Source organism: Kribbella sp. NBC_01505 (genome assembly GCF_045040285.1).
Classification (GTDB): Bacteria; Actinomycetota; Actinomycetes; order Propionibacteriales; family Kribbellaceae; genus Kribbella.
Map to the genome: position 1 here is coordinate 1133443 of NZ_CP109425.1, position 22141 is coordinate 1155583.

General features: G+C 68.5%; 18 protein-coding genes. 11 read left to right on the forward strand and 7 right to left on the reverse strand.

All coding sequences use genetic code 11. The annotated features are described in order from the left end of the window. Positions 1 to 49: 49 nt before the first annotated feature. Both OG474_RS05045 and OG474_RS05050 read left to right on the forward strand, forming a co-directional pair. A complete protein-coding gene (locus tag OG474_RS05045) occupies positions 50 to 1060 on the forward strand; it encodes an ABC transporter substrate-binding protein (protein WP_405061012.1) in 1011 nt (336 codons plus the stop codon). A 9-nt stretch (positions 1061 to 1069) separates the two neighbouring features. Further along, positions 1070 to 1714 carry a hypothetical protein gene (locus tag OG474_RS05050; RefSeq protein ID WP_405061013.1) on the forward strand — a complete coding sequence of 215 codons (645 nt, stop codon included), beginning with the start codon at positions 1070 to 1072 and terminating at the stop codon, positions 1712 to 1714. Here the strand turns inward: OG474_RS05050 and OG474_RS05055 are convergent. After that, entirely contained in the window at positions 1694 to 3142 is a 1449-nt protein-coding gene (locus tag OG474_RS05055) for an FAD-dependent monooxygenase (protein WP_405061014.1), read from the reverse strand. The two genes, OG474_RS05050 and OG474_RS05055, sit on opposite strands and share 21 nt — an antisense overlap. Positions 3143 to 3223: 81 nt before the next feature. Here OG474_RS05055 and OG474_RS05060 point away from each other — a divergent pair, with 81 nt between their 5' ends. Continuing rightward, the gene (locus OG474_RS05060) at positions 3224 to 3751 is read left to right on the forward strand and encodes a PadR family transcriptional regulator (RefSeq protein WP_405061015.1); all 528 of its coding nucleotides are present in this window, start codon (positions 3224 to 3226) and stop codon (positions 3749 to 3751) included. On the opposite strand, the gene OG474_RS05065 is transcribed toward OG474_RS05060, so the two are convergent. From OG474_RS05065 to folP, 3 genes are read right to left on the reverse strand one after another with little or no spacing between them, the layout of a single operon-like run. Next, the gene (locus tag OG474_RS05065; RefSeq protein WP_405061016.1) at positions 3744 to 4421 is read right to left on the reverse strand and encodes a hypothetical protein; all 678 of its coding nucleotides are present in this window, start codon (positions 4419 to 4421) and stop codon (positions 3744 to 3746) included. The two genes, OG474_RS05060 and OG474_RS05065, sit on opposite strands and share 8 nt — an antisense overlap. A gap of 1 nt (position 4422) precedes the next feature. Beyond that, complete coding sequence (locus OG474_RS05070; protein ID WP_405064543.1) at positions 4423 to 5148, reverse strand: pyrimidine reductase family protein; 726 nt, start codon at positions 5146 to 5148, stop codon at positions 4423 to 4425. Then, on the reverse strand, positions 5148 to 6014 hold the full coding sequence (gene folP / locus OG474_RS05075) for a dihydropteroate synthase (RefSeq protein ID WP_405061017.1): 867 nt from the start codon (positions 6012 to 6014) through the stop codon (positions 5148 to 5150). The genes OG474_RS05070 and folP overlap by 1 nt, the downstream gene beginning before the upstream one ends. Positions 6015 to 6109: 95 nt before the next feature. Between folP and OG474_RS05080 the strand changes: the two genes are divergently transcribed. From OG474_RS05080 to OG474_RS05100, 5 genes are all read left to right on the forward strand, one after another. After that, the gene (locus tag OG474_RS05080) at positions 6110 to 7426 is read left to right on the forward strand and encodes an L-fuconate dehydratase (RefSeq protein ID WP_405061018.1); all 1317 of its coding nucleotides are present in this window, start codon (positions 6110 to 6112) and stop codon (positions 7424 to 7426) included. After that, positions 7423 to 8190 carry an SDR family NAD(P)-dependent oxidoreductase gene (locus OG474_RS05085; RefSeq protein WP_405061019.1) on the forward strand — a complete coding sequence of 256 codons (768 nt, stop codon included), beginning with the start codon at positions 7423 to 7425 and terminating at the stop codon, positions 8188 to 8190. The genes OG474_RS05080 and OG474_RS05085 overlap by 4 nt, the downstream gene beginning before the upstream one ends. Further along, positions 8187 to 9152 carry an aldo/keto reductase gene (locus OG474_RS05090; RefSeq protein WP_405061020.1) on the forward strand — a complete coding sequence of 322 codons (966 nt, stop codon included), beginning with the start codon at positions 8187 to 8189 and terminating at the stop codon, positions 9150 to 9152. Before OG474_RS05085 ends, OG474_RS05090 begins: the two co-directional genes overlap by 4 nt. 235 nt (positions 9153 to 9387) lie before the next feature. Beyond that, complete coding sequence (locus tag OG474_RS05095) at positions 9388 to 9840, forward strand: ester cyclase (RefSeq protein ID WP_405061021.1); 453 nt, start codon at positions 9388 to 9390, stop codon at positions 9838 to 9840. Further along, positions 9840 to 10598, forward strand: coding sequence for an MBL fold metallo-hydrolase (locus OG474_RS05100; RefSeq protein WP_405061022.1), 759 nt, complete (start codon positions 9840 to 9842; stop codon positions 10596 to 10598). The genes OG474_RS05095 and OG474_RS05100 overlap by 1 nt, the downstream gene beginning before the upstream one ends. Positions 10599 to 12201: 1603 nt before the next feature. Here the strand turns inward: OG474_RS05100 and OG474_RS05105 are convergent. The 3 genes from OG474_RS05105 to OG474_RS05115 form a co-directional block, all read right to left on the reverse strand. Beyond that, the gene (locus OG474_RS05105) at positions 12202 to 14298 is read right to left on the reverse strand and encodes a copper-translocating P-type ATPase (RefSeq protein WP_405061023.1); all 2097 of its coding nucleotides are present in this window, start codon (positions 14296 to 14298) and stop codon (positions 12202 to 12204) included. A 109-nt stretch (positions 14299 to 14407) separates the two neighbouring features. Beyond that, entirely contained in the window at positions 14408 to 15988 is a 1581-nt protein-coding gene (locus OG474_RS05110) for an ABC-F family ATP-binding cassette domain-containing protein (protein ID WP_405061024.1), read from the reverse strand. Positions 15989 to 16165: 177 nt separating this feature from the next. Beyond that, positions 16166 to 16837 carry a FadR/GntR family transcriptional regulator gene (locus OG474_RS05115; RefSeq protein WP_405061025.1) on the reverse strand — a complete coding sequence of 224 codons (672 nt, stop codon included), beginning with the start codon at positions 16835 to 16837 and terminating at the stop codon, positions 16166 to 16168. A gap of 502 nt (positions 16838 to 17339) precedes the next feature. On the opposite strand from OG474_RS05115, the gene OG474_RS05120 reads away from it, so the two are divergent. From OG474_RS05120 to OG474_RS05130, 3 genes are read left to right on the forward strand one after another with little or no spacing between them, the layout of a single operon-like run. After that, positions 17340 to 21119 carry a multifunctional oxoglutarate decarboxylase/oxoglutarate dehydrogenase thiamine pyrophosphate-binding subunit/dihydrolipoyllysine-residue succinyltransferase subunit gene (locus OG474_RS05120; protein ID WP_405061026.1) on the forward strand — a complete coding sequence of 1260 codons (3780 nt, stop codon included), beginning with the start codon at positions 17340 to 17342 and terminating at the stop codon, positions 21117 to 21119. 1 nt (position 21120) lies between these two features. Continuing rightward, positions 21121 to 21297, forward strand: a complete 177-nt coding sequence (locus OG474_RS05125; RefSeq protein ID WP_171676625.1) for a DUF6104 family protein — start codon at positions 21121 to 21123, stop codon at positions 21295 to 21297. Between the two features lie 34 nt (positions 21298 to 21331). Beyond that, positions 21332 to 22075 (forward strand): AAA family ATPase, encoded by a 744-nt coding sequence (locus OG474_RS05130; RefSeq protein ID WP_405061027.1) that lies wholly within the window; start codon positions 21332 to 21334, stop codon positions 22073 to 22075. The last annotated feature ends 66 nt before the right edge of the window (positions 22076 to 22141 follow it).

Consider the following 22141-nt stretch of genomic DNA (forward strand, 5'->3'; position numbering starts at 1 on the left):
GGTTGCCTTACTAGTCAGAGGTCGTCAGACACCCTACCTGGAGTAACCCGTGCTTGCGCCGATACCTTCCCCGCCCCACCGCCCCGGCCTGCGTCGCATCACCGCCCTGTTCGCTGTCGCGGCGCTGGCCCTGGCCGGCTGCGGCTCGTCGGACGACGGGAAGGCTCCGGAGGCCTCGGGTTCGACCGGCGCCGGCTTCCCGCGGACCGTCGAGCACGCCATGGGCAAGACCGAGATCCCGGCCAAGCCGAAGCGGGTCGTCGCCCTGGACGCGAGCTTCGTCGACGCGACGCTGATCCTGGACACCCCGGTCGTCGGCTACACCGACTACCGCAGCATCAAGGACAAGCTGCCGGACTACCTCGGCACCGACCGCGACACGCTCGGCAAGGACGCCCAGGCCGTCGGCACGCTCGCCGAGCCGAACCTGGAGAAGATCGCGGACCTCGACCCGGACCTGATCATCACCGCCAAGGTCCGGCACGAGAAGCTCTACGACCAGCTCTCCAAGATCGCGCCGACGATCATGTCGGAGACCACCGGGCCGACCTGGAAGGACAACATCCGGCTCGAGGGCAAGGCGCTCGGCGAGGAGTCCCTGGCCGACAAGGAGATCGCGTCGTACGAGGCCGCGGCCAAGACCGTCGGCGCCGCGATCAACGCGAAGGCGAAGAACCCGACCGTCTCGGTGGTCCGCTTCCTCGACGGCCCGACCCGGCTGTACCAGAAGGCGACCTACTCCGGCATCGTACTGAAGGACGCCGGCATCGCCCGGCCGAAGTCGCAGGACGTCGACGGGTTCGCGCTCGAGATCGGCCCGGAGCGGATCAAGGACGCCGACGCGGACGCGATCTTCGTCACCACCTACTCCGACGACAAGGGCCTGGGCGCGAAGACCGCCGCCGAGTTCAAGGCCAACCCGCTCTGGAAGCCGCTCGCCCCGAAGGTGCACGAGGTCCCGGACCTGACCTGGATGACCGCGGTCGGCCTGCAGGGCGCCTGGTCCATCCTCACCGACCTCGCCAAGACCTTTGGTGTGGATGCACCCGCCAAGCCTTAGGGTCGTAGGGTGACTGTTCTGACTCGGTGGCATGTCGGGCCGTGGACCACTCGGGGGACACTGCCGGGCATGCCACTCGAGCCGGGACGGAAGCGCACTCCTGACGAGCTGAATTTCGACGTCGTCGGACTGGCGCGCATTCTGGGCCGGCGGTTGTCCGGTCGCGACGAACTGCAGGTCCGGTTGTGGCAGAACGAGCTGCGCCCGACCCACACCCGGCAGTGCGGTGTGCACACGCTCGCTGACCCGGCGCTTCTCCAGCAGACAGCCGCCGAAGCCCTGTCCTGGCTCGCGGAACGCGCTCCGGCCGGCTATGAGTTCGTGCTGACGGATGCGGTCGAGCTCCGGCCGCTGCTTGACCTCACTGCGCCGGTTGTCGCGGTTGAGGCGGTCATCGAGCTCGCGACCACCACACTTCCCGCTGGTCGACTCGCAGCGGCGCATGTGCGGCGTACAAGCTCGGGCTGGTACGCCGGGGATGCGGTCTGCAACTGGTCGGGTCCGCATGACACGGCCGAGGCCGCAGCGGGCGTCGTACAGGCTGCTCGGGGCGAGCTGGTCGAGCAGCTGCGCGCAGCGGGCCGAGACGATCTCGCCGCCACCGCAGAGCGCTGGCCGGACGTACCGGTCGAGTCACTTGCTCCAGCGGCGTAGGTAGGACTCGAGCTCAGCGGCGTCATCGGTGAGCGACGCGAGGTAGCCGTCCGGCCGGATCAGCGCATAGGCACGCTTCGGGTAGCTGCGGCGGATGTTGCCGTCGACATCGATCAGATCCCGTCCGACGACGAACCCGCGCACTGGACCGGGCAGCACCGGTACGTCGACCCCGAACGCCAGCACGGTGAATCCGGGGTGCCGGAACAGCTCGAACAGCCGCACCTTCTCCCCAGCCGCGGTCAGACCGACTCCATCCGGCGCACTGCCACCTGCACCCGGAACAGTCAGTGGAGATGTCGGGTACGACGGATGGTCCGTGCGACCGCGCCTGTTCAGCCGGACCAGGAACGGCTTGACCAGGAAGCGCAGGAAGGGCTGCAGGATCCGCGGCGGCGCAGTGGCTGACGAGAACCGACGGTCGCTCTCTTCGAGGACCTGCCGGCCCACTGGCAGGCGCTCGGCTTCGTACGTGTCCAGCAGCTCCTCACCGGCCCCTTGCAGTACCAGTGCGAGCTTCCAGGCCAGATTGTTCGCGTCCTGCACACCCGTGTTCATGCCGAACGCACCGAACGGGCTGTGGACGTGCGCGGCATCGCCTGCGAGAAACACTCGTCCGACGCGGTACCGGTCGGCTATCCGCAGGCTGTAGCGCCAGACCGAGGTCCAGCGCAGATTGCTCACCCGGAGATCCTGGATGCCGGTCCGCTCGACCACCGTCTGCTGCAACCACTCCAGCGACGGCTCAGCTTCATCTCCCAGCGAGGCGACCGCCTGCCAGGGCTCGCCCTCCCGATACGGCCGGAGCACGAGCATCTGCTGGTCAGAAGCCCACAGGTGGACGGCGTGGTCGGCGAGCCCGGTCACATCGACGTCTGCCAGCATGGCTCGCGCGGTGTCGCTGCTACCCGCGAAGCCGATCCCGAGCTGCTTGCGGACCGTGCTGCGGCCACCGTCACAGCCGACCAGGTACGCCGTACTGGCGCGCGAGCCGTCCGCGAACTCCACGCTGACCGACGACCCGTGATCGGTGAAGCTCGCCAGCGTCACGCCGTACTCCACCTCGACGCCCTGCGCGGCCAGACCGGCCCGGAGGATCTCCACAGTCCGCCACTGTGGCAGCGCCACGTAGTTCGGGAACGGCCGAGCCGGAGCCGGTGCGTCCTGCTTGGTCGTGAAGTCTGTCAGCAGGGCCTGACCGAGATACACCTTCGTCCGGTGCGCGGTTCCGTCGGCGGCGAGGAACTGATCGGCCAGCCCGAGGGCGTCGAACACCTCCAGCGTCCGCGGCTTGATCCCGAACCCGCGGCCGCCCTGCTGCGGACCGTCCGCCTGGTCGACCACCCGCACCGCCAGACCCCAGCGACTCAGCTGCAGGGCGAGCGTCAATCCGGTCGGCCCTGCTCCCACTACCAGCACATCCACCATGGGATCCACAGTGCGTCGTACGGTGGATTAGTGTCAAGCTGTACAGGTCAGTCAGTACATATGTCATGGTACGGTCCGTTCATGTCGTTGCGTCACGGACTGCTCGGGCTGCTGGACCAGGAACCCGCCACGGGCTACGAGCTGACCAAGGCGTTCGAGCAGCTGAGCCAGTTCGCCTGGCACGCCTCGCACAGCCACATCTATCCGGAGCTACGAAAGATGACCGAGGCCGGCCTGATCGAGGTCGTCGGCGAGGCCTCCCGCGGCCGGAAGACCTACGGCATCACCGAGACCGGCCGGGTCGAGCTGCGGCGCTGGATCCTGGAGCCGGAGGACGAGCTCATCCGCAGCGCGGCCGCCCTGCGGTTGTTCATGGTCGGATCACTCGAGCCGGCCGAGGCGCGCGTGTTCCTGCAGCAGTACGCCGATCAGGCGCGCCGACGACTTGCCGGCATCGAAGCGCAGGTCGCCCTGGCGGGGCCGGAGTGGCATGACAACCCGCTCTCCTTCGGCCGCCTCGCCGCGGAGCGCGGCCGCCGGACCCTGCCCGCACTGCTCGACTGGACCGAGTGGGGCCTCGCCCAACTCGACGACGACGTCATCAAGTGAACGACGCCACGAAGTAGCCGACACCGTACGGCGCAGCGTCGTACAGCAGCTGGCCTTGCAGGCCACCGAGCGCGCCCGCGAGCACCTGCCAGGGCGCACGCCCGGCCGCCTGGAGCTCAGCCGCCAGATCCGGATCGAGCGCAGCCAGTACGTCGGCATCCGCCGCCGCGAGGGCTCGCGCCACCGTGCTGTCGAAGATCTCCGCGCGCGGATGCAGATGCACCGGCGAGTGCTCACTGCGCCGAGGAGCGCCGTCGCCCAGCACCAGCAACCCGACCCGATCGTTGCCCTGAGCAATGGATCGACCAAGGTCCACGCAGGCCGCAGGCGGCGTCGCCGGGTCGATCGCCCGATAGCTCCGCGGTACGCCGGCAGCCTTGGACTGCTCGAGCAGCCAGCCACCGATCGCCAGCGACAGCGGCAGCACCGCAGGCCCATCGCCGAACCGAACCGACGCAGCGCCGTACGCGCCGAACCCACCACCAACTGAACCCTCGTAGGTTCGTTCAACCCCGGAACCCACGACGACCACCTGGTCGGCGGTCGCCAGCTGATCCACCGCGGTTAGACAGGCGGCGCGGAGGGTGTCCAGGTCAGCGGCAGCACCGGTGGCTACCTCGGGAACGAGCAGGGGCGGGTGCGGGCAGACGGCGGCAAAAACCACGGGCACGTCAGGACTCCCGGAGGTAGCGGAAGAAGAGGTAGTCGTCGGAGGCGACGACAGTAGTGGCGAGTTTCAGCCGGCGGGTCAGCGTGGTGGGCGGGCCGGCGGTGACGCGGCCGGAGCCGGGGCCGGCCAGGAGGGGCGCCAGGGCCAGGCAGAATTCGTCGACCAGGTCGGCGGCAGCGAGGCTGCCCAGCAGGTGCGGGCCGCCTTCGCTGAGGATCTGCGGCTTACCGCGATCGGCGAACTCCTGGACAAGCGCGGGCAGATCGACCTCGGCATCACCGAGCACCAACAGGTCGGCGACCTCGGCGAGCGCTTCGCGGCGGTCCGGCGGGGAGGCTTCATGGGTGATGACGATCGGGCGTTCGGCTGATCGGAAGATGGGGTTCACCGGGCTCAGCTCGAGCCGCGACGAGACGACCGCCAGAGTCGGGTTCTCGGCCAGGCCGTTCGCCGTCCGCCATTCGCGGCTGGCCTTCGACAGCCGCAGCGGGGTGTAGCCCTCGTCGCGGATGGTTCCGGCGCCGACCAGGACGATGTCGGCCAGCCGACGGACCATGCTGAAGACGCGACTGTCGGAGTCACTCGACAACGCCTTGGACTGGCCGTCGATCTCGACCGCGCCATCCAGGCTGCTGACGAAGTTCGCCCGCAGATGCGGGACCGAACGGTCGTCGACCCGGTAGACCTCGATCAGTTCGTCGTCCGAGAGTTCGTCCAGTTGGCGCATCAAGCCAGGCTCCTTCGGGTTCCAGCGGGCTGGGCAGTGCCGCGCAGTACAGCGACCAGGTCGAGCGCCTGACGTGCGGCCGGTACGTCGTGTACCCGGAACACGCGGGCACCAAGCCAGGCCGAGACAGTCAACGCGGCCAGCGTCCCGTTCCCGCGCTGTCCTGGGGGCAGCTCGAGCGTCTCGCCGATGAAGTCCTTGTTCGACACGGCCACGAGCACCGGCCAACCGGTCGCGGCCAACTCGTCCAGGCGACGGGTGAGCTCGAGCGACTGCAGGGTGTTCTTGCCGAAGTCGTGCGTCGGGTCGATCAGGATTCCGTCCGGCCGCACCCCGGCCGCGACCGCGCGCTCGGCCAGCCCGGTCGTCGTCCGGATCACGTCGGCCACCACGTCGTCGTACGCCATCCGGTGTGGGTCGGTGCGCGGCGAGAGGCCGCCGACGTGGCTGCAGACGAGCCCAGCGCCGAACTCGGCCGCGGCATAGACGAGATCAGGATCAGACCCCGCCCAGGTGTCGTTGAGCAGGTCGGCCCCGGCCTCCACGACCCGCCGGGCGACGCCACTGCGATAGGTGTCCACGCTGATCACCAGCGACGGGTGCCGGTCGCGGATCCCGGCCACGAAATCGACCGTCCGCCGCAGCTCCTCATCCTCGCTGACCGGTTCGCCGTACCCGGCCTTCACACCACCGATGTCGACCAGATCGGCACCGTCCGCGACCGCCTGGTCGATCGCCTGGTACGCCGCGTCCGTGGCGAAGGTCGCGCCCCGGTCGAAGAACGAGTCCGGAGTCCGATTGACGATCGCCATCACGGCGAACTCACCGGCCCCGAAAGTGCGTCGGCCCAGGCGCAGCGCGGTCATGGGGCGACTGTAGCGGTCCACCCCCTGCCGAAGGTGCCACATATCCTATAGGATTCGTCGGACAGACCGCCCTCCGCACCAGATCGGGTCACTCCATGGCACGTTTCACCGAGTTAGAGACGTACGACGTCCGCTTCCCCACCTCGCTGGACCTCGACGGATCCGACGCGATGAACCCCGACCCCGACTACTCGGCCGCGTACCTGATCCTGCGTACCGATGCCGGTGACGGGCTCGAGGGGCACGGGTTCGCGTTCACGATCGGCCGCGGCAACGAGGTCCAGACCGCCGCGATCCACGCGCTGCGCGACCACGTGGTCGGGCTCGACCTGGACGCGACGCTGAACGACCTCGGCGCCTTCTGGAAGTCGCTCGTGCACGACTCGCAGCTGCGCTGGCTGGGCCCGGAGAAGGGCGTCATGCACATGGCGATCGGCGCGGTCGTCAACGCGGTGTGGGACCTGGCCGCCAAGCGCGCCGGCGTCCCGCTCTGGAAGCTGCTGTCCGATCTGACTCCCGAGCAGATCGTCGACCTGATCGACTTCCGCTACCTGACCGACGCGCTCACTCCGGACGAGGCGCTGGAGATTCTGCGCAAGGCCCAGACCGGGCGGGGCGAGCGCGAGGCACTCCTGCGGGAGCGCGGCTACCCGGCGTACACGACGACACCGGGCTGGCTCGGGTACGACGACGCGAAACTCGTCCGGCTGTGCCACGAGGCGGTCGCCGACGGGTTCACCCAGATCAAGCTGAAGGTCGGCGCGAACCTCGACGACGACATCCGCCGGATGCGGCTGGCCCGCGAGGCCGTCGGCCCGGACATCCGGATCGCGATCGACGCCAACCAGCGCTGGGATGTGGGCCCCGCCATCCAGTGGATCGAGGCCCTCGCCCCGTACGACGTCTGGTGGGTCGAGGAGCCGACCAGCCCGGACGACATCCTCGGCCACGCGACCATCGCGAAGGCGATCGCCCCGACCCGGGTCGCGACCGGTGAGCACGTGCAGAACCGGGTGGTCTTCAAGCAGATGCTGCAGGCCGGTTCGCTGGCCGTGCTGCAGCTCGACAGTGCCCGCGTCGCCGGGGTGAACGAGAACATCGCGATCCTCCTGCTGGCCGCGAAGTTCGGCGTACCGGTGTGTCCGCACGCGGGTGGGGTAGGACTGTGTGAGCTGGTCCAGCACCTGTCGATGTTCGACTACGTGGCGGTCAGCGGGTCGGTCGAGGATCGCGTGATCGAGTACGTCGACCACCTGCACGAGCACTTCCTGGACCCGGTCGTGATCCGGGACGGGCACTACGTGGCACCGGTGAAGCCGGGCTTCGGCGCCGAGATGGATGCCGAGACGCTGACCGACTTCCGGTACCCGGGTGGCAAGATCTGGAACGACCTCACTAAGGAGAACCAGTGACTGGCCCGCAAGACAACACTTTCGCCGGCCTCAAGGCTGTGGTGACCGGTGGTGCGTCGGGCCTCGGGCTCGCGGCCGCCACCCTGCTGGCCGCTCGCGGCGCGCGGGTGGTCGTGTTCGACCTGAAACCCGATGTCCCCGAGCCGCTGACCGGGATCGCCGCCGACGTCACCGACGACGGCTCGGTGCGCTCCGCGGTCGCCGCGGCCGCGCTGCAGCTCGGCGGGATCGACATCGTGGTGAACAACGCCGGGATCGGCGCCCAGGGCAACGTCTCGGCGAACGACGACGACGAGTGGCACCGCGTCCTCGACGTCAACGTGGTCGGGATCGCCCGCGTCACCCGCGCCGCCCTGCCGTACCTGCGCAAGTCGACCGCGGCCGCGATCGTCAACACCTGCTCGATCGCCGCCACCGCCGGCCTGCCGAACCGCGCGCTGTACTCCGCCAGCAAGGGTGCTGTCCTGGCCCTCACGATGGCGATGGCCGCGGACCACGTCCGCGAAGGCATCCGGGTGAACTGCGTGAATCCGGGCACCGCGGACACCCCGTGGGTCGGCCGCCTGCTCGACGCTGCGGCTGACCCCGAGGCTGAGCGGGCCGCCCTCGAGGCGCGGCAGCCGATGGGCCGGCTGGTGTCGGCCGATGAGGTCGCCCAGGCGATCGCGTACCTGGCCAGTCCGCTGGCCGGATCAACCACCGGTACGGCGATCGCCGTCGACGGCGGCATGCAGAACCTGCGCCTCCCGGCGGCGCGCTCATGAGTGTGAACATCTTCGGTGACCTGAAGATCGGCCTAGGTGGAGCACCGCTGGCTGGTCTGCGGACCGAGGTCACCGAAGCCGACGCGGTCGCTACCGTGAACGCGGCCTGGGACGCGGGCTGGCGCTTCTTCGACACCGCGCCGCACTACGGCCTCGGGCTGGCCGAAGAGCGGCTCGGTCGCGGCCTGGCCGGCAAGCCGCGCGACGAGTACGTGCTGTCCTCGAAGGTCGGCCGGATCATCTACGAGGCCGACACGGAGGCACCGGACACCGACGGCTTCGCAGTTGTCTCGAAGCGTCGCCGCCGCTTCGACTACAGCCGGGACGGCGTCCTGCGCAGCATCGAGGACTCGCTGCGCCGGATCGGCACCGACCGCCTGGACATCGTCTTCGTGCACGACCCGGACGACCACTACGACGAGGCCGTGGCGACCGCCTTCCCGACGCTGATCGAGCTGCGCGACCAAGGCGTCATCGGCGCGATCGGCTCCGGCATGAACCAGACCGCGATGCTCACCCGGTTCGTCACCGAGATCGACATCGACGTGATCATGCTGGCCGGTCGCTACTCGTTGATCGACCCGGACGGCCTGGACGACGTACTGCCCGCCTGCCTCGCGAACGACGTACAGGTGATTGCCGTCGGCGTCTTCAACTCCGGCCTGCTCTCGCAGCCGCGGCCCGCTCAGGACACCACCTTCAACTACGCGCCAGCCGATGCGGCGTTGATCGCGAAGGCAAATGAGTTGGCGGACGTCTGTGAGTCGCACGGGGTGACGCTGCCCCAGGCCGCGTTGGCCTTCCCGCGCTTCCACCCGGCCGTCGCCGGCATCGCGGTCGGCTGCCGGAACGCTGAAGAGGTCCAGATCAACGCGGCGCTGGATCAGGCGGAGCTCCCGGCCTCCTTGTGGTCCGATCTCAAGTCGACCGGCCTGTTGCGCGCCGACGCTCCGACCAGCTGAACCCACCACCGTCGCGCCGCCGAGGCACCCGACCGGCGGCGCTTCGGTACGTCGCGGAACGGCTGCTCGGGCCGGCCGTCCATCGAGTCCCGGATATCGTCGGCGAGTTGTTTCGTCACGATCATCACGCTCAGAGCTTCCACTGTTCTTCTCCCGCTCGGAGCCTTCGGCGAAGGCCTGCACCCGACACGTCGGAGCCGGTCGCCGGTTCATGACATCGGATAGGTTGCCGGGCATGGAACTGAGCGTGGACGCTGACCTGGCCGCCCGGCGGATCGCGGTGATCCAGGAGCACATGGACACCGAAGTCACCCAGGAGTTCGACCTGACGCTGGCGACCTTCGACGGGCATCCGCTGTACGAGATCGTGCCGACCGGACAGACCTTCGACGGCGCCGAGCAGGTGATGGCGTACTACACGCTCACCCGGACGGCGTTCCCGGACCAGCGGCACGAGAACGCCCGGTTCCACGCGGCCGCGGATTCGGTGATCGTCGAGTTCGACCTGCTGGGGACGAACCTGGGTGAGTTCTACGGGCTGCCGCCGACGGGGAAGGCGTTCCGGGTGCCGGTGATCGCGGTGTTCTTCTTCACCGGGGACCGGATCACGCTCGAGCGGGTCTACTTCGACACCGCCTCGCTGGTGCTGCAGATCGGCCGGCCCGAACTACTGACCGCACCGCGCTGATGCGCGTCCACCATCTCAACTGCGGTTCGCTCCGCTTCCCCGGCGCGCCGCTGATCTGCCATGTGCTGCTGATCGAGTCGGACCGTGGGTTGGTGCTCGTCGACTCGGGATTCGGGCTGGCGGACATCGCCGATCCTTCCCGGCTCGGTCCGGTACGGCGGTTGATCCGGCCGGCGCTCGATCCGGCCGAGACCGCGATCCGCCAGATCGAGCGGTTGGGGTTCGCGGCGAACGACGTACGGGATGTGGTGCTGACGCATTTCGACCTTGATCATGTCGGTGGATTGGACGACTTCCCGGCGGCCGCCGTACATGTGAGTGCGGCTGAGGCGCGGGGTGCGGTGCACTCGCCTTCGTGGAAGGAGCGGAAGCGGTACCGGGCGGTGCAGTGGGCGCACGGACCGCGGCTGGTCGAGCATCCGGCGGACGGCGAACCGTGGCACGGATTCGCTGCCGCCCGCGAGGTGCTGCCGGGGGTGGTGCTGATTCCGCTGGTCGGTCACACCCGCGGCCACGCAGCCGTTGCCGTCCACAACGATCGCGAGTGGCTGGTGCACGCCGGCGACGCCTTCTACCACCACGGAACGCTCGACGGCGGACCGGTCCCGCTACCGCTGCGCATCAACGAACGCCTGGTCGCCTTCAACCCCGCCCAGGTCCGAGCCAACCACGCCCACCTCGCCGCCCTCCACCAATCCGGCCCCCTCACCATCTTCTCCGCCCACGACCCCACCCAACTAGCCGCCCTGTCCCACTAACCGGTGGATTTTCGTCACGGGGCACCCACAATCCACCGGCTAACGGGGTATCGCCCGTTCGGTTTCGTTAGCCGGTGGATTTTCGTCACGGGGAGGCTGTTGCAGAATCGGCGTGGCGTTGGTGCCTGCAATCCGGTGACTGGTCGGGGTTGGAGCGGGTTCACGGATGATTGCTGCCGGTATTTGGCAGTAGGTCTCCGTGGATCTGTGGCTGGGCGGGGTTTCCACGTGTTTGCGGGGATCTGCTGTCTCTGGGTGGCAGCAGATCCCCGCAGAGGTGGTTGGTGTGCCCCCGATTCGCGCCGCACCGGACAGGCCGGACACGTACCCGGTGGCTGGTCGCCGCGGCGGCCGATTTACTGAAGTGCTAGGTGGGCGTGGTCTGTGGTTGAGGGGGATGGCGAGGCCGGTGACCGCGTGCCGGCTGTTTGAGCTTCCGGGCTTCGGTTGCGGTCCCAGGAGAACGAGGGGATCTCCCCGCAAGTTGCTGGTTCTCCCCTCACATTTTGAGCAGAGAAGGGCCCATTTGAACGGATATCCAGTGAAATTCCGCACGCTGGCAGCCGACCCGAACCGCACTGGACAACCACGGCGGCGAATCACCTGACAGGCCTCCTCATCGCTGGCCGCAACCACAGCCCGTCAACCACAAGCAACGGGGAACCGCGGTCACCGACCGCACCATCCCCCTCAGCCGAAGACCGCCCAAGCCACACTGCTTCAGTAAATCCGGCCGCCGCGGCGACCAGCCACCGCGTACGTCGCCGGCCGAATCCGAGCGGACGGACCGGACGAGCACCTTCGGGGAGGAGGGGTTCCTGTCCAGGCAAAGCCCTCAGCCCACCGCGACCGACCACCTGCCGCGATCTCGCTCCCCGAACCGGTTTGGGGAGCAACAGCCGTCAAAACGCAACAGGCACCCACCACCCAAAATCCACCGGCTAACGGGGTATCGGCCGTCTGGTTTCGTTAGCCGGTGGATTTTCGTCACGGGGCACCCACAATCCACCGGATAGCGCGAGATCCTGCACCTCAGCCACAGGCCGGTTCGGCTCAGGGAGCGGGATCGCGGTCGCCGGCCTCGCAATTCGGCTCAGCCATCCGCTCAGCTCGCCGTGCGCTTCAGTCGACCGCCTTCGGCGGTCGGGCGGGGTACAGACCGAAAGGCCTCAGCCGGGGACGTCGGTTTGTGGTTCCTCGCCGCGACCGGCCGATCTGAAGACAACATGGCCGGCCGCCGCAGTAGCTGGGGTGGATGGCGAGCCTGGTTCCCGCGTCCCCGTTGCCTACGGCTGACGGGCGTCGCTTGCCGTCCGACAAGCGACGCCGGTTCCCGCGTTCCCGTTGCTTGTGGTTGCCGGGCACTGGCTGCCGTCCGGGAAGAGGCACCCCCCTGCCTCACCTCCCCAAAGCACTGCTCGCCCACCCCATTCCGCCGTACCGGCCCCTGCGCCGGCGCATCTCATGGGTCCACCCACGAGATTGTCAGTTCTGGACCCGCATGCGAGTCCAGAACCCACAACCTGATGGGGGAACCCATCAGGTGGCAGCACGGCCAGCCGAGTGACCGCGGCCGACCCAGCACTTGGCGCGCGGATGGGGGCTAGGGGGCGGGGTGGGTTTGGGGGGTGAGGTTCAGGCGGCGGAGTAGTTGGGCGTTGAGGGCTACGACGATGGTGGAGATGGACATCAGGAGGGCGCCTACTGCTGGGGAGACGAGGATGCCGGCGAAGGCCAGGACGCCGGCGGCCAGCGGGACGGTGATGAGGTTGTAGCCGGTGGCCCAGACCAGGTTCTGCCACATTTTGCGGTAGCTGGCTCGGGAGAGGTCGATGACCGAGAGGACGGCTCGGGGGTCGTCGGTGGCCAGGACTACGCCGGCGGATTCGATGGCTACGTCGGTGCCTGCGCCGATCGCGATGCCTACTTCGGCTCGGGCCAGTGCGGGGGCGTCGTTCACGCCGTCGCCTACCATGGCGACCTTCAGGCCGCGGGCTTGCAGTTCGCTGACCTTGGCGTCCTTGTCACCGGGCAGGACCTCCGCGAAGACCTCGTCGATCCCCAGTTCGGTCGCCACGGCCTCGGCTACCTGGTGAGCGTCGCCGGTGATCATCGCGACCCGGACACCCCTTTGGTGTAACGCATCCACGGCCTGCCGGGACTCCTCGCGCACCGCGTCCGCCAGTGCGATCGCGCCGACGACCTGCCGATCCCGCAGTACCTGCAGAACGGCCGCGCCCTGAGCTTTCCATTCCGCGACCCGCGGCTCAAGCTCGGCCGGTTCCGGTACGTCGTACTCGCGCAGCAAGGCCGGTCCGCCGACTGCCACTTCGTTGCCGCCGACAACAGCCTGTACGCCGCGGCCGGTGAGGGAGGTGAATTCCGTTGCCACCAAGGTTGGGACGTGAGCCTTCTGCGTACGGACGATGGCCCGCGCCAACGGGTGCTCGCTGTCCGCCTCGACCGCGGCCGCCAGCTCCAGCAGCTCGTCCTCGGTCACGCCGTTCACCGGCGCGACGCCGATCACGGTGGGCTCGCCCTTGGTCAGGGTGCCGGTCTTGTCGAACAGGACGACGTCGACGGTACGCATCCGCTCCAGCGCCAGCCGGTTCTTGACCAGTACGCCGGCCTTCGCGGCCCGCTCGGTGGAGATCGCGATCACGAGCGGAATCGCCAGGCCGAGCGCGTGCGGGCAAGCGATCACGAGCACGGTCACGGTCCGAGCGACGGCCTGATCGAGCTCGCCCAGCAGCGACCACACGATGAACGTGATCAGCCCGGAGATCGAGGCGAAGTAAAACAGGAAGGCGGCCGCCCGGTCAGCCAGCGCCTGCGCTCGGGACGAGGACGCCTGCGCCTCCGCCACCAACCGCTGGATCCCGGCCAGCGCGGTGTCGTCGCCGACCGCGGTGATCTCTATGCGGAGTGCGTTGTCGGTGGCAACGGTCCCGGCGACCACCGAGTCACCGACGGCTCGCGAAACCGGTCGCGACTCCCCGGTGATCATCGACTCGTCAACCTCGGCCTGCCCCTCGACGACCGTCCCGTCCGCCGGCACCCGCCCACCAGAACGAACCAGTACGACGTCGCCCGCCGCCAGCTCGTGGAGCGCCACCGCGACCACCCCGTCGGCGGTCACCTTCTCCGCCTCGTCCGGCAGGAGTGCGGCCAGCGCATCGAGCGCTCCGGAGGCTGCGCCGAGCGCGCGCATCTCGAGCCAGTGGCCGAGCAGCATGATCACGATCAGCAGCGCGAGCTCCCACCAGAAGTCGAGGTCGAAGCCGCCGATGCCGAGCGTGGTGATCCACGAGGCCACGAACGCGACCGTGATCGCCATCGAGATCAGGAGCATCATCCCGGGCCGGCGTGACTTCAGTTCGCCCCAGCCACCGGTCAGGAACGGGCGCCCGCCGTACACGAAGATCGCCGTACCGAGGATCGGTGCGATCCAGCTCGCGCCCACGAAGTCCGGCCGCGTGTACCCCAGCAGGTCGGCGAACATCGCACTGAAGAACACCACCGGAACCGACAGCGCCAGGCTGATCCAGAACCGGTCCTTGAACTGCGCCGCATGATCCCCGTGCCCGGAATGCCCACCGTGCCCGGAATGGTCGGCATGTCCGCCGTGCCCCGAGTGATCCATGGCCTCCGAGTGCCCGGCATGACTTGCCTGCTCCACGTGCCCCGCGTGCTCATCCATGCTCTGACCATACCCCCCTGGGGTATTGATCGCAAAGGTGACCTCCGCAACACGCACGAACGACCTGCCACCCGAAGGCGGCAGGTCGTCGGCTTACCGAGTTGGCGCTTTACAGCGGCTCGATCGTCTCCAGCGACTCCGGAGTGAGCTCGAGCCAGCGGGTGATGCCGATGTCGCGGAGGAACGGCAGGTCGTGGCTCGCGATCATCAGAGCACCCTGGTACGACGCGAGGGCGTCCTTGAGTTGCGCGACGCTGGCGAGGTCCAGATTGTTGGTCGGCTCGTCGAGCATCAGCAACTGAGGTGGCGGCTCGGCCAGGAGCAGGGCCGCCAGTGTCGCCCGGAAGCGTTCGCCGCCGGACAACGTGCTGACCAGCTGATCCGCCGACCGGCCGCGGAACAGGAACCTGGCCAGTCGCGACCGTCGTTCCTGGTTCTCGATGCCGGGGGCAAGCAATCCGACGTTGTCCACGATCGACAGGTCGTCGCGGAGCAGGTCGAGCCGCTGCGGCAGGTAGCGGAACGGAACCACCGGCAGCGAACCGCTGGTGATCGAATGCAGCAGCGTCGTCTTGCCCGCGCCGTTCGGCCCGGTCAAGGCGATCCGCTCCGGTCCCCGGATCTCCAGGTCCACCAGCGCGCCGGTCCGCAGCTCGTGTTGCTCGAGCCGCAGTACGACGCGACCGGCCGGTACGGCGGTCTTCGGCAGATCGACCCGGATGGCGTCGTCGTCGTGGACCTTCGCCTCCGCGTCGGCCAGCGCGTCCTGCGCCGACTCCAGCCGGTCGGAGTGCATCCCGATGTGCTTCGCCGCCGACACCTGCGCGTTGCGCTTCAGGTTGCCGGCCACGATCTTCGGGATGCCGCCCTTCTCGAAGGCACGTTGCCCCCGAGCCTGGCGCTGGTCCGTCTTCATCCGGGCCTCGATCAGGTCCTTCTTCTGCTTGCGCAGATCGGACTCGGCCGCCCGCACCATCCGCTCGGCCGCCTCCTGCTCGATCGCGATCGACTCCTCGTACGCCGACAGGTTGCCGCCGTACCAGGTGATGTCGCCCTTGCGCAGGTCACCGATCTGGTCGACCCGGTCGAGCAGTTCGCGGTCGTGGCTGACGATCAGCAACGCACCACGGAACTGGTCGACAGCGTCGTACAGGTGCTGTCGCGCCCGGAGGTCGAGGTTGTTGGTCGGTTCGTCGAGCAGCAGTACGTCGGGTCGCCGCAGCAGCTCGGCGGCCAGGCCGAGCAGGATCGTCTCGCCACCGGACAGCTCACCGACCGACCGGTCGAGGCCGATCGAGCCGAGACCGAGCTTGCCGAGCAACGCCTCGGAACGCTCGTCGGCGTCCCAGTCGTCGCCGACGATCGCGAAGTTCTCCTCCGAGGCATCGCCGGACTCGATCGCGGTGATCGCACGCCGGATCGCGTCGATGCCGAGCGCCTCGTCGACGCGCAGCGAGGTGTCCAGCGTGAGGTCCTGCGGCAGGTAGCCGAGTTCACCCTGGACGCGGATCGTCCCGCGCTGCGGGTTGAGCCGGCCGGCGATCAGCCGGAGCAGGGTGGACTTGCCGGTGCCGTTGCGCCCGACCAGCCCGGACCGGACCGGTCCCGCGACGAAGCTGAGCCCGTCGAACAGCACGTCGCCGTCCGGCCACGCGAAAAAGAGGTCCGTACAGGACAAGGAATGACTCATCAGGTGCTCCAAAAGAGGTCTTCGAGGAGACCGCACCATCCCGAGAGCCGGGCAGCGGTCATCAACAGCGGAAGAAAGACCTCAGTTGCGCAACCTGCACCCCTGTCGTCGGGAATGTGACGGCACCTACTCTAGGGCGACCTCCCGGACCCATCAACTCTTTTACCGGGCTTGTCGTCAGGGAGCTTGGCGGAGCCAGGTCTCGACACCGGCGATGTGGGCGGTCATCCAGGCCCGGGCCGCCTCGGCGTCGCCGAGCTCGATGGCGTCCAGGATGGCACTGTGCTCGGCGAGCGTGCGTTCGACCGCGCCGGCCTGGGTGACGCCGCGCCAGATGCGGGCGCGCTGGGTCGCGCCGGAGATTCCGTCGAGCAGTGAGCAGACGACCTGGTTCCCAGTCGCCTCGGCGATGCCGCGGTGGAAGCGCAGGTCGTTCGCCACCAGGTCCTCGACGCCCGCGTCCGGCGGCAGATCCGCGCACAACTGCCGCAGCGCCGCGAGCTGCTCGGCCCCGATCCGCGCCGCCGCCAAGGCAGCCACGCCGGGCTCCAGCAAGCGCCGTACCTCGAAGAACTGCAGCACCGAGTCGTCGCGGTGCAGGTCGACCATGAAGTTCAGCGCGTCCAGCAGGTGCGCGGAGTCCAGGCTGGTCACGTAGGTGCCGTCACCGTGCCGGACGTCGAGCACGTTCACCAGCGTCAGCGCCTTGACCGCCTCCCGCAGCGAGTTCCGCGACAACCCCAGCCGCGCGGCCAGATCCGCCTCTTTCGGCAACCGGTCCCCCGGCCCGAGCTCCCCCGAGGTGATCATCCCTTTGATCTTGACGATCGCCTCGTCCGTCAGCGCCATTGCGTCAGTATGCCGGTACGACGACGCCTGGGGGTACGGCGCTCGCGATCGGGCCGAGCGGCAGGTCGGCTAAGACCAGAGGATGGCAACTGGACTGATGCGCGGGGTGAGCTTCACCACATCTTCACAATTGTTCACACTTGACCTACCGCACCGGGATGGTTGCATACAGTGGCCATTCACGCTCAGCGACGTCACCCGAAGTGACCGTCGTGGCGGCCGGAATCCCACCTGTACAACGAGTCCCGCAGTTGATCACAGCATCGGTCCGGCCGTCCAGGGCAACCGGAGTGACGATGCCGCTGAAACACCTGCCCGCGGGGTGTTCCAGGCTTCGGGCGACCGCGGCATCAACTCCCGACCACTTGGCACACTGGTCCGGTGATCCCGGGCTGTGGAACTTACCGCCGTGCTATTAGCCTTGCCCTCGGGAACCAACCCATCACTGCACAAGTCATAACCCGCGGTATCTGACCCGAGATCGGAAGAGGCGAACTGCCCAGTGGCCACCGAGCCATCAGACTCAAATCCCCTTGCAGCCTTCGGTGCGAACGAATGGCTGGTCGACGAGCTGTACGAGAAGTACCTGCAGGACCCGAACTCGGTGGATCCGGCGTGGCTCGACTTCTTCAAGACGTACAAGCCTGAGGCAGATGCGAAGCCGGTGACGACCGCCCCGGCCGACGCTCCCCGGCCCGATGCCGTGTCGGACAACAAAACTCCTGAGGCTCCGAGCCGCGGCAGCGCGCCGTCCGTGCCCGCCTCGAACCAGCCCGCGGCAGCGGCTGCCCAGGCCTCCGCGCCGGGAGCCAAGCCGGCCACGCAGCCCGCGCCGGCAGCGGCCGCGCCGGCCGCCCCCACCGGAGGAACGGTGAACCAGCCGCAGAAGGCGCCGATCAAGCCTGCGCCCGCCACCATCGCCGACACCGAGCGGAAGATCCTCCGTGGTGCTCCGGCGCGGACCGCGCAGAACATGGAGACCAGCCTCACGGTCCCCACCGCGACCAGCGTCCGCCAGGTGCCGGTCAAGCTGCTGATCGACAACCGCATCGTCATCAACAACCACCTCAAGCGCGCGCGGGGCGGCAAGATCTCCTTCACCCACCTGATCGGGTGGGCGCTGGTGAAGGCGCTCAAGACGCTGCCGGAGATGAACGCGTCGTACGACGAGACCGAGGGCAAGCCGACGCACGTCCAGCCGGCCCACATCAACCTGGGTCTGGCCATCGACATGTCGAAGCCGGACGGCACCCGGCAGCTGCTGGTGCCGTCGATCAAGGCGACCGAGGACATGACGTTCGCGGACTTCTGGATGGCCTACGAGGACATCGTCCGGCGGGCCCGCGACAACAAGCTCGCGCTGCCGGACTTCCAGGGCACCACGATCAGCCTGACCAACCCGGGCACCATCGGCACCCAGCACTCGGTGCCGCGGCTGATGACCGGCCAGGGCTGCATCATCGGCGTCGGCGCGATGGAGTACCCGACCGAGTACCAGGGTGCGGCCGAGGAGACGATGGCAAAGCTCGCGGTGAGCAAGGTCATGACGCTCACCTCGACCTACGACCACCGGATCATCCAGGGCGCCCAGTCGGGTGAGTTCCTGCGCCGGATCCACCAGCTGCTGCTCGGCCAGGAGGGTTTCTACGACGAGATCTTCCAGAGCCTGCGGATCCCGTACGAGCCGATCCGCTGGGCCACGGACCTCCCGCACAGCCACGAGGAGGACATCAACAAGCAGGCCCGGATCCTCGAGCTGATCCACGCCTTCCGGGTACGCGGCCACATCATGGCCGACACCGACCCGCTGGAGTACAAGCAGCGCAGCCACCCCGACCTCGACGTGGCCACCCACGGCCTGACGCTGTGGGACCTGGACCGCGAGTTCGCGACCGGCTCGTTCGGCGGCGACCGGCGGTTCATGAAGCTGCGCGAGATCCTCGGCATCCTGCGCGACTCGTACTGCCGCACCACCGGTATCGAGTACATGCACATCCAGGACCCCGAGCAGCGCAAGTGGCTGCAGACCCGGGTCGAGCGGCCGCACACCAAGCCGCCGCGCGAGGAGCAGCTCCGGATCCTGGCCAAGCTGAACGAGGCCGAGGCGTTCGAGACCTTCCTGCAGACCAAGTACGTCGGCCAGAAGCGCTTCTCGCTCGAGGGCGGCGAGACCACGATCCCGCTGCTCGACGAGCTCTGCGAGGAGGCGGCCGGGGCCGGTCTGGACGAGGTCGTCATCGGGATGGCGCACCGCGGCCGGCTGAACGTGCTGGCCAACATCGTCGGCAAGTCCTACGGGCAGATCTTCCGTGAGTTCGACGGCAACATCGACCCGCGGACCGTGCAGGGCTCCGGCGACGTCAAGTACCACCTGGGCGCCGAGGGCGAGTTCGTCTCGGAGTTCGGCGACAAGATCAAGGTGTCGGTGGCGGCCAACCCGTCGCACCTGGAGACCGTCGACCCGGTGCTCGAGGGCATCGTCCGGGCCAAGCAGGACATCCTCGACCGCGGCGCGGCCTTCCCGGTCCTCCCGGTCCTGGTCCACGGTGACGCGGCGTTCGCCGGTCAGGGCGTGGTGGCCGAGACGCTGAACCTGTCCCAGCTGCGCGGCTACCGCACCGGTGGCACCGTGCACGTGATCGTCAACAACCAGGTCGGCTTCACCACCTCGCCGGCCTCGTCGCGCTCGTCGATGTACTGCACCGACGTCGCGCGGATGGTCCAGGCGCCGATCTTCCACGTGAACGGCGACGACCCCGAGGCCTGTGTCCGGGTCGCCGACCTGGCCTTCGAGTACCGGCAGGCGTTCAACAAGGACGTCGTCATCGACCTGGTCTGCTACCGCCGCCGCGGTCACAACGAGGGTGACGACCCGTCGTTCACCCAGCCGCTGATGTACGACCTGATCGAGCAGAAGCGCTCGGTCCGCAAGCTCTACACCGAGGCCCTGATCGGCCGTGGCGACATCACGGTCGAAGAGGCCGAGCAGGCGATGCGGGACTTCCAGCAGCGGCTGGAGCGCGTCTTCACCGAGGTCCGTGAGGCGAAGAGCCAGCCGGACACCCCCGCGCCGTACGTCACCGTCCCGGTCTACCCGGACAAGCCGGAGGGCCCGGACGCGACCGCGACCACGCCGGAGGTGCTGAAGAAGATCGCCGACGCGTACACCACGCTGCCGGAGGGCTTCACCGTGCACCCGAAGGTGCTGCCGCAGCTGCAGCGCCGGGCCGCCGCGATCACCCAGGGCCCGATCGACTGGGCCTCGGCGGAGATGACGGCACTCGGGTCGCTGCTGCTGGACGGTCGCCCGGTCCGGCTCGCCGGTCAGGACAGCCGTCGTGGCACGTTCGTCCAGCGGTTCGCCGCGATCATCGACCGGGTCAACGGCCAGGACTACGTCCCGCTGCAGAACCTGGACGAGGCGCAGGGCAACTTCTACGTCTACGACTCGCTGCTCAGCGAGTACGCCGCGCTCGGCTTCGAGTACGGGTACTCCGTGGCGCGGCCGGAGGCGCTGACGCTCTGGGAAGCGCAGTTCGGTGACTTCGTGAACGGCGCCCAGTCGATCATCGACGAGTACATCTCGGCCGGTGAGGCGAAGTGGGGCCAGAAGTCGGGTGTCGTGCTGCTGCTGCCGCACGGCTACGAGGGCCAGGGCCCGGACCACTCGTCCGCACGGATCGAGCGGTTCCTGGCACTGTGCGCCGAGAACGCGATGACCGTCGCGCAGCCGTCGACCCCGGCGTCGTACTTCCACCTCCTCCGCCGGCACACGCTCGGCGAGGAGCACAACCCGATGATCGTCTTCACGCCGAAGCAGCTGCTGCGGCGCAAGGAGGCGGTGTCGCAGCCGGAGGAGCTCACCCACGGCACCTTCCGGCCGATCCTGGGCGACGCCGAGGCGGAGGCCACCAAGGCCACCGTCGAGCGCGTCATCCTCGCCTCGGGCCGGATCAGCTACGACCTGCTGGCCGAGCGCAAGAAGGTCGAGCCGGACAAGATCAGTACGGCGATCGTCCGGGTCGAGCAGCTCTACCCGCTGCCCGCCGAGGAGATCGCGGCCGAGCTGGCGAAGTACCCGAACGTCACCGAGATCCGCTGGGTCCAGGACGAGCCCGCGAACCAGGGCCCGTGGCCGTTCATGGCGCTGAACCTGACCGAGCACCTCGGCGGCAAGCCGTTCTACCGGGTCTCCCGGCCGGCCATGTCGGCGACCTCGGTCGGCTCGATGGGTGCGCACACGGCGGAGCAGCAGACGCTGCTGAAGCAGGCCTTCAGCTGACGTGTACTTCACCGACCGAGGGATCGAGGAGCTCGAGGGCCGGCGAGGCGAGGAAGACGTCTCGCTGGCCTGGGTCGCCGAGCGGCTGCGTGAGTTCGTCGATCTGAACCCGGAGTTCGAGACCCCGATGGAGCGCTTCGCCACCTGGCTCGCGCGCCTGGACGACGAGGACGACTGACGTTTCTGTCGGTTGCCCTTGCTAGCTTGACCGAATGCCCTTCGCCACTCATCCCGTACGCCGGGTTGCCGCCGCGGAGGGCATTCGTCCGTCCGGCGCCTGGCCGCACACGATTCCCGCCGTACGGCAACTGCTGACCGACGGCCTGGACCTGAACCCCGGCGTCACGTTCCTGGTCGGCGAGAACGGCGCCGGCAAATCCACCCTGGTCGAAGCGATCGCCGTCGCCTACGGGCTGTCCCCCGAGGGCGGCTCCACCGGTGCCCGCCTGACCACTCGCGCCACCGAGTCGTCCCTGTCCGACGAGCTACGCCTCACCCGCGGAGTGGGCAGTAAACGCGCCGGCTTCTTCCTCCGCGCCGAAACCATGCACGGCTTCTACACCTACCTGGAGCAGAACCCGAGCTCGTATCGCCAGGACCCGCGCTTCCACGAGATGAGCCACGGTGAAAGCTTCCTCACCCTCATCGAGGACCGCTTCACCCGCCACGGCTTCTACTGCCTCGACGAACCCGAGTCGGCCCTCTCGTTCTCCAGCAGCCTCGCGGTCGTCGGCGTCCTCGACCAACTGGCCCGGTCCGGCTCCCAGGTCCTCTGCGCCACCCACTCCCCCGTCATCGCCGCCCTCCCCGGCGCGACAATTCTCGAAGTAGGTGACTGGGGCATCCGCCCCACGACCTGGGAAGACCTCCAACTCGTCCAGAACTGGAAGTCCTACCTCCAGGACCCGACCCGCTACCTCCGCCACATCATTGCGAGTGAACCGCCCCAGCCTTGAGCGCCGTCTCGCTGTTGACACTCGTGAGCTGCACTTTCCGGTCACGACATACGACCCGGCTGGCAA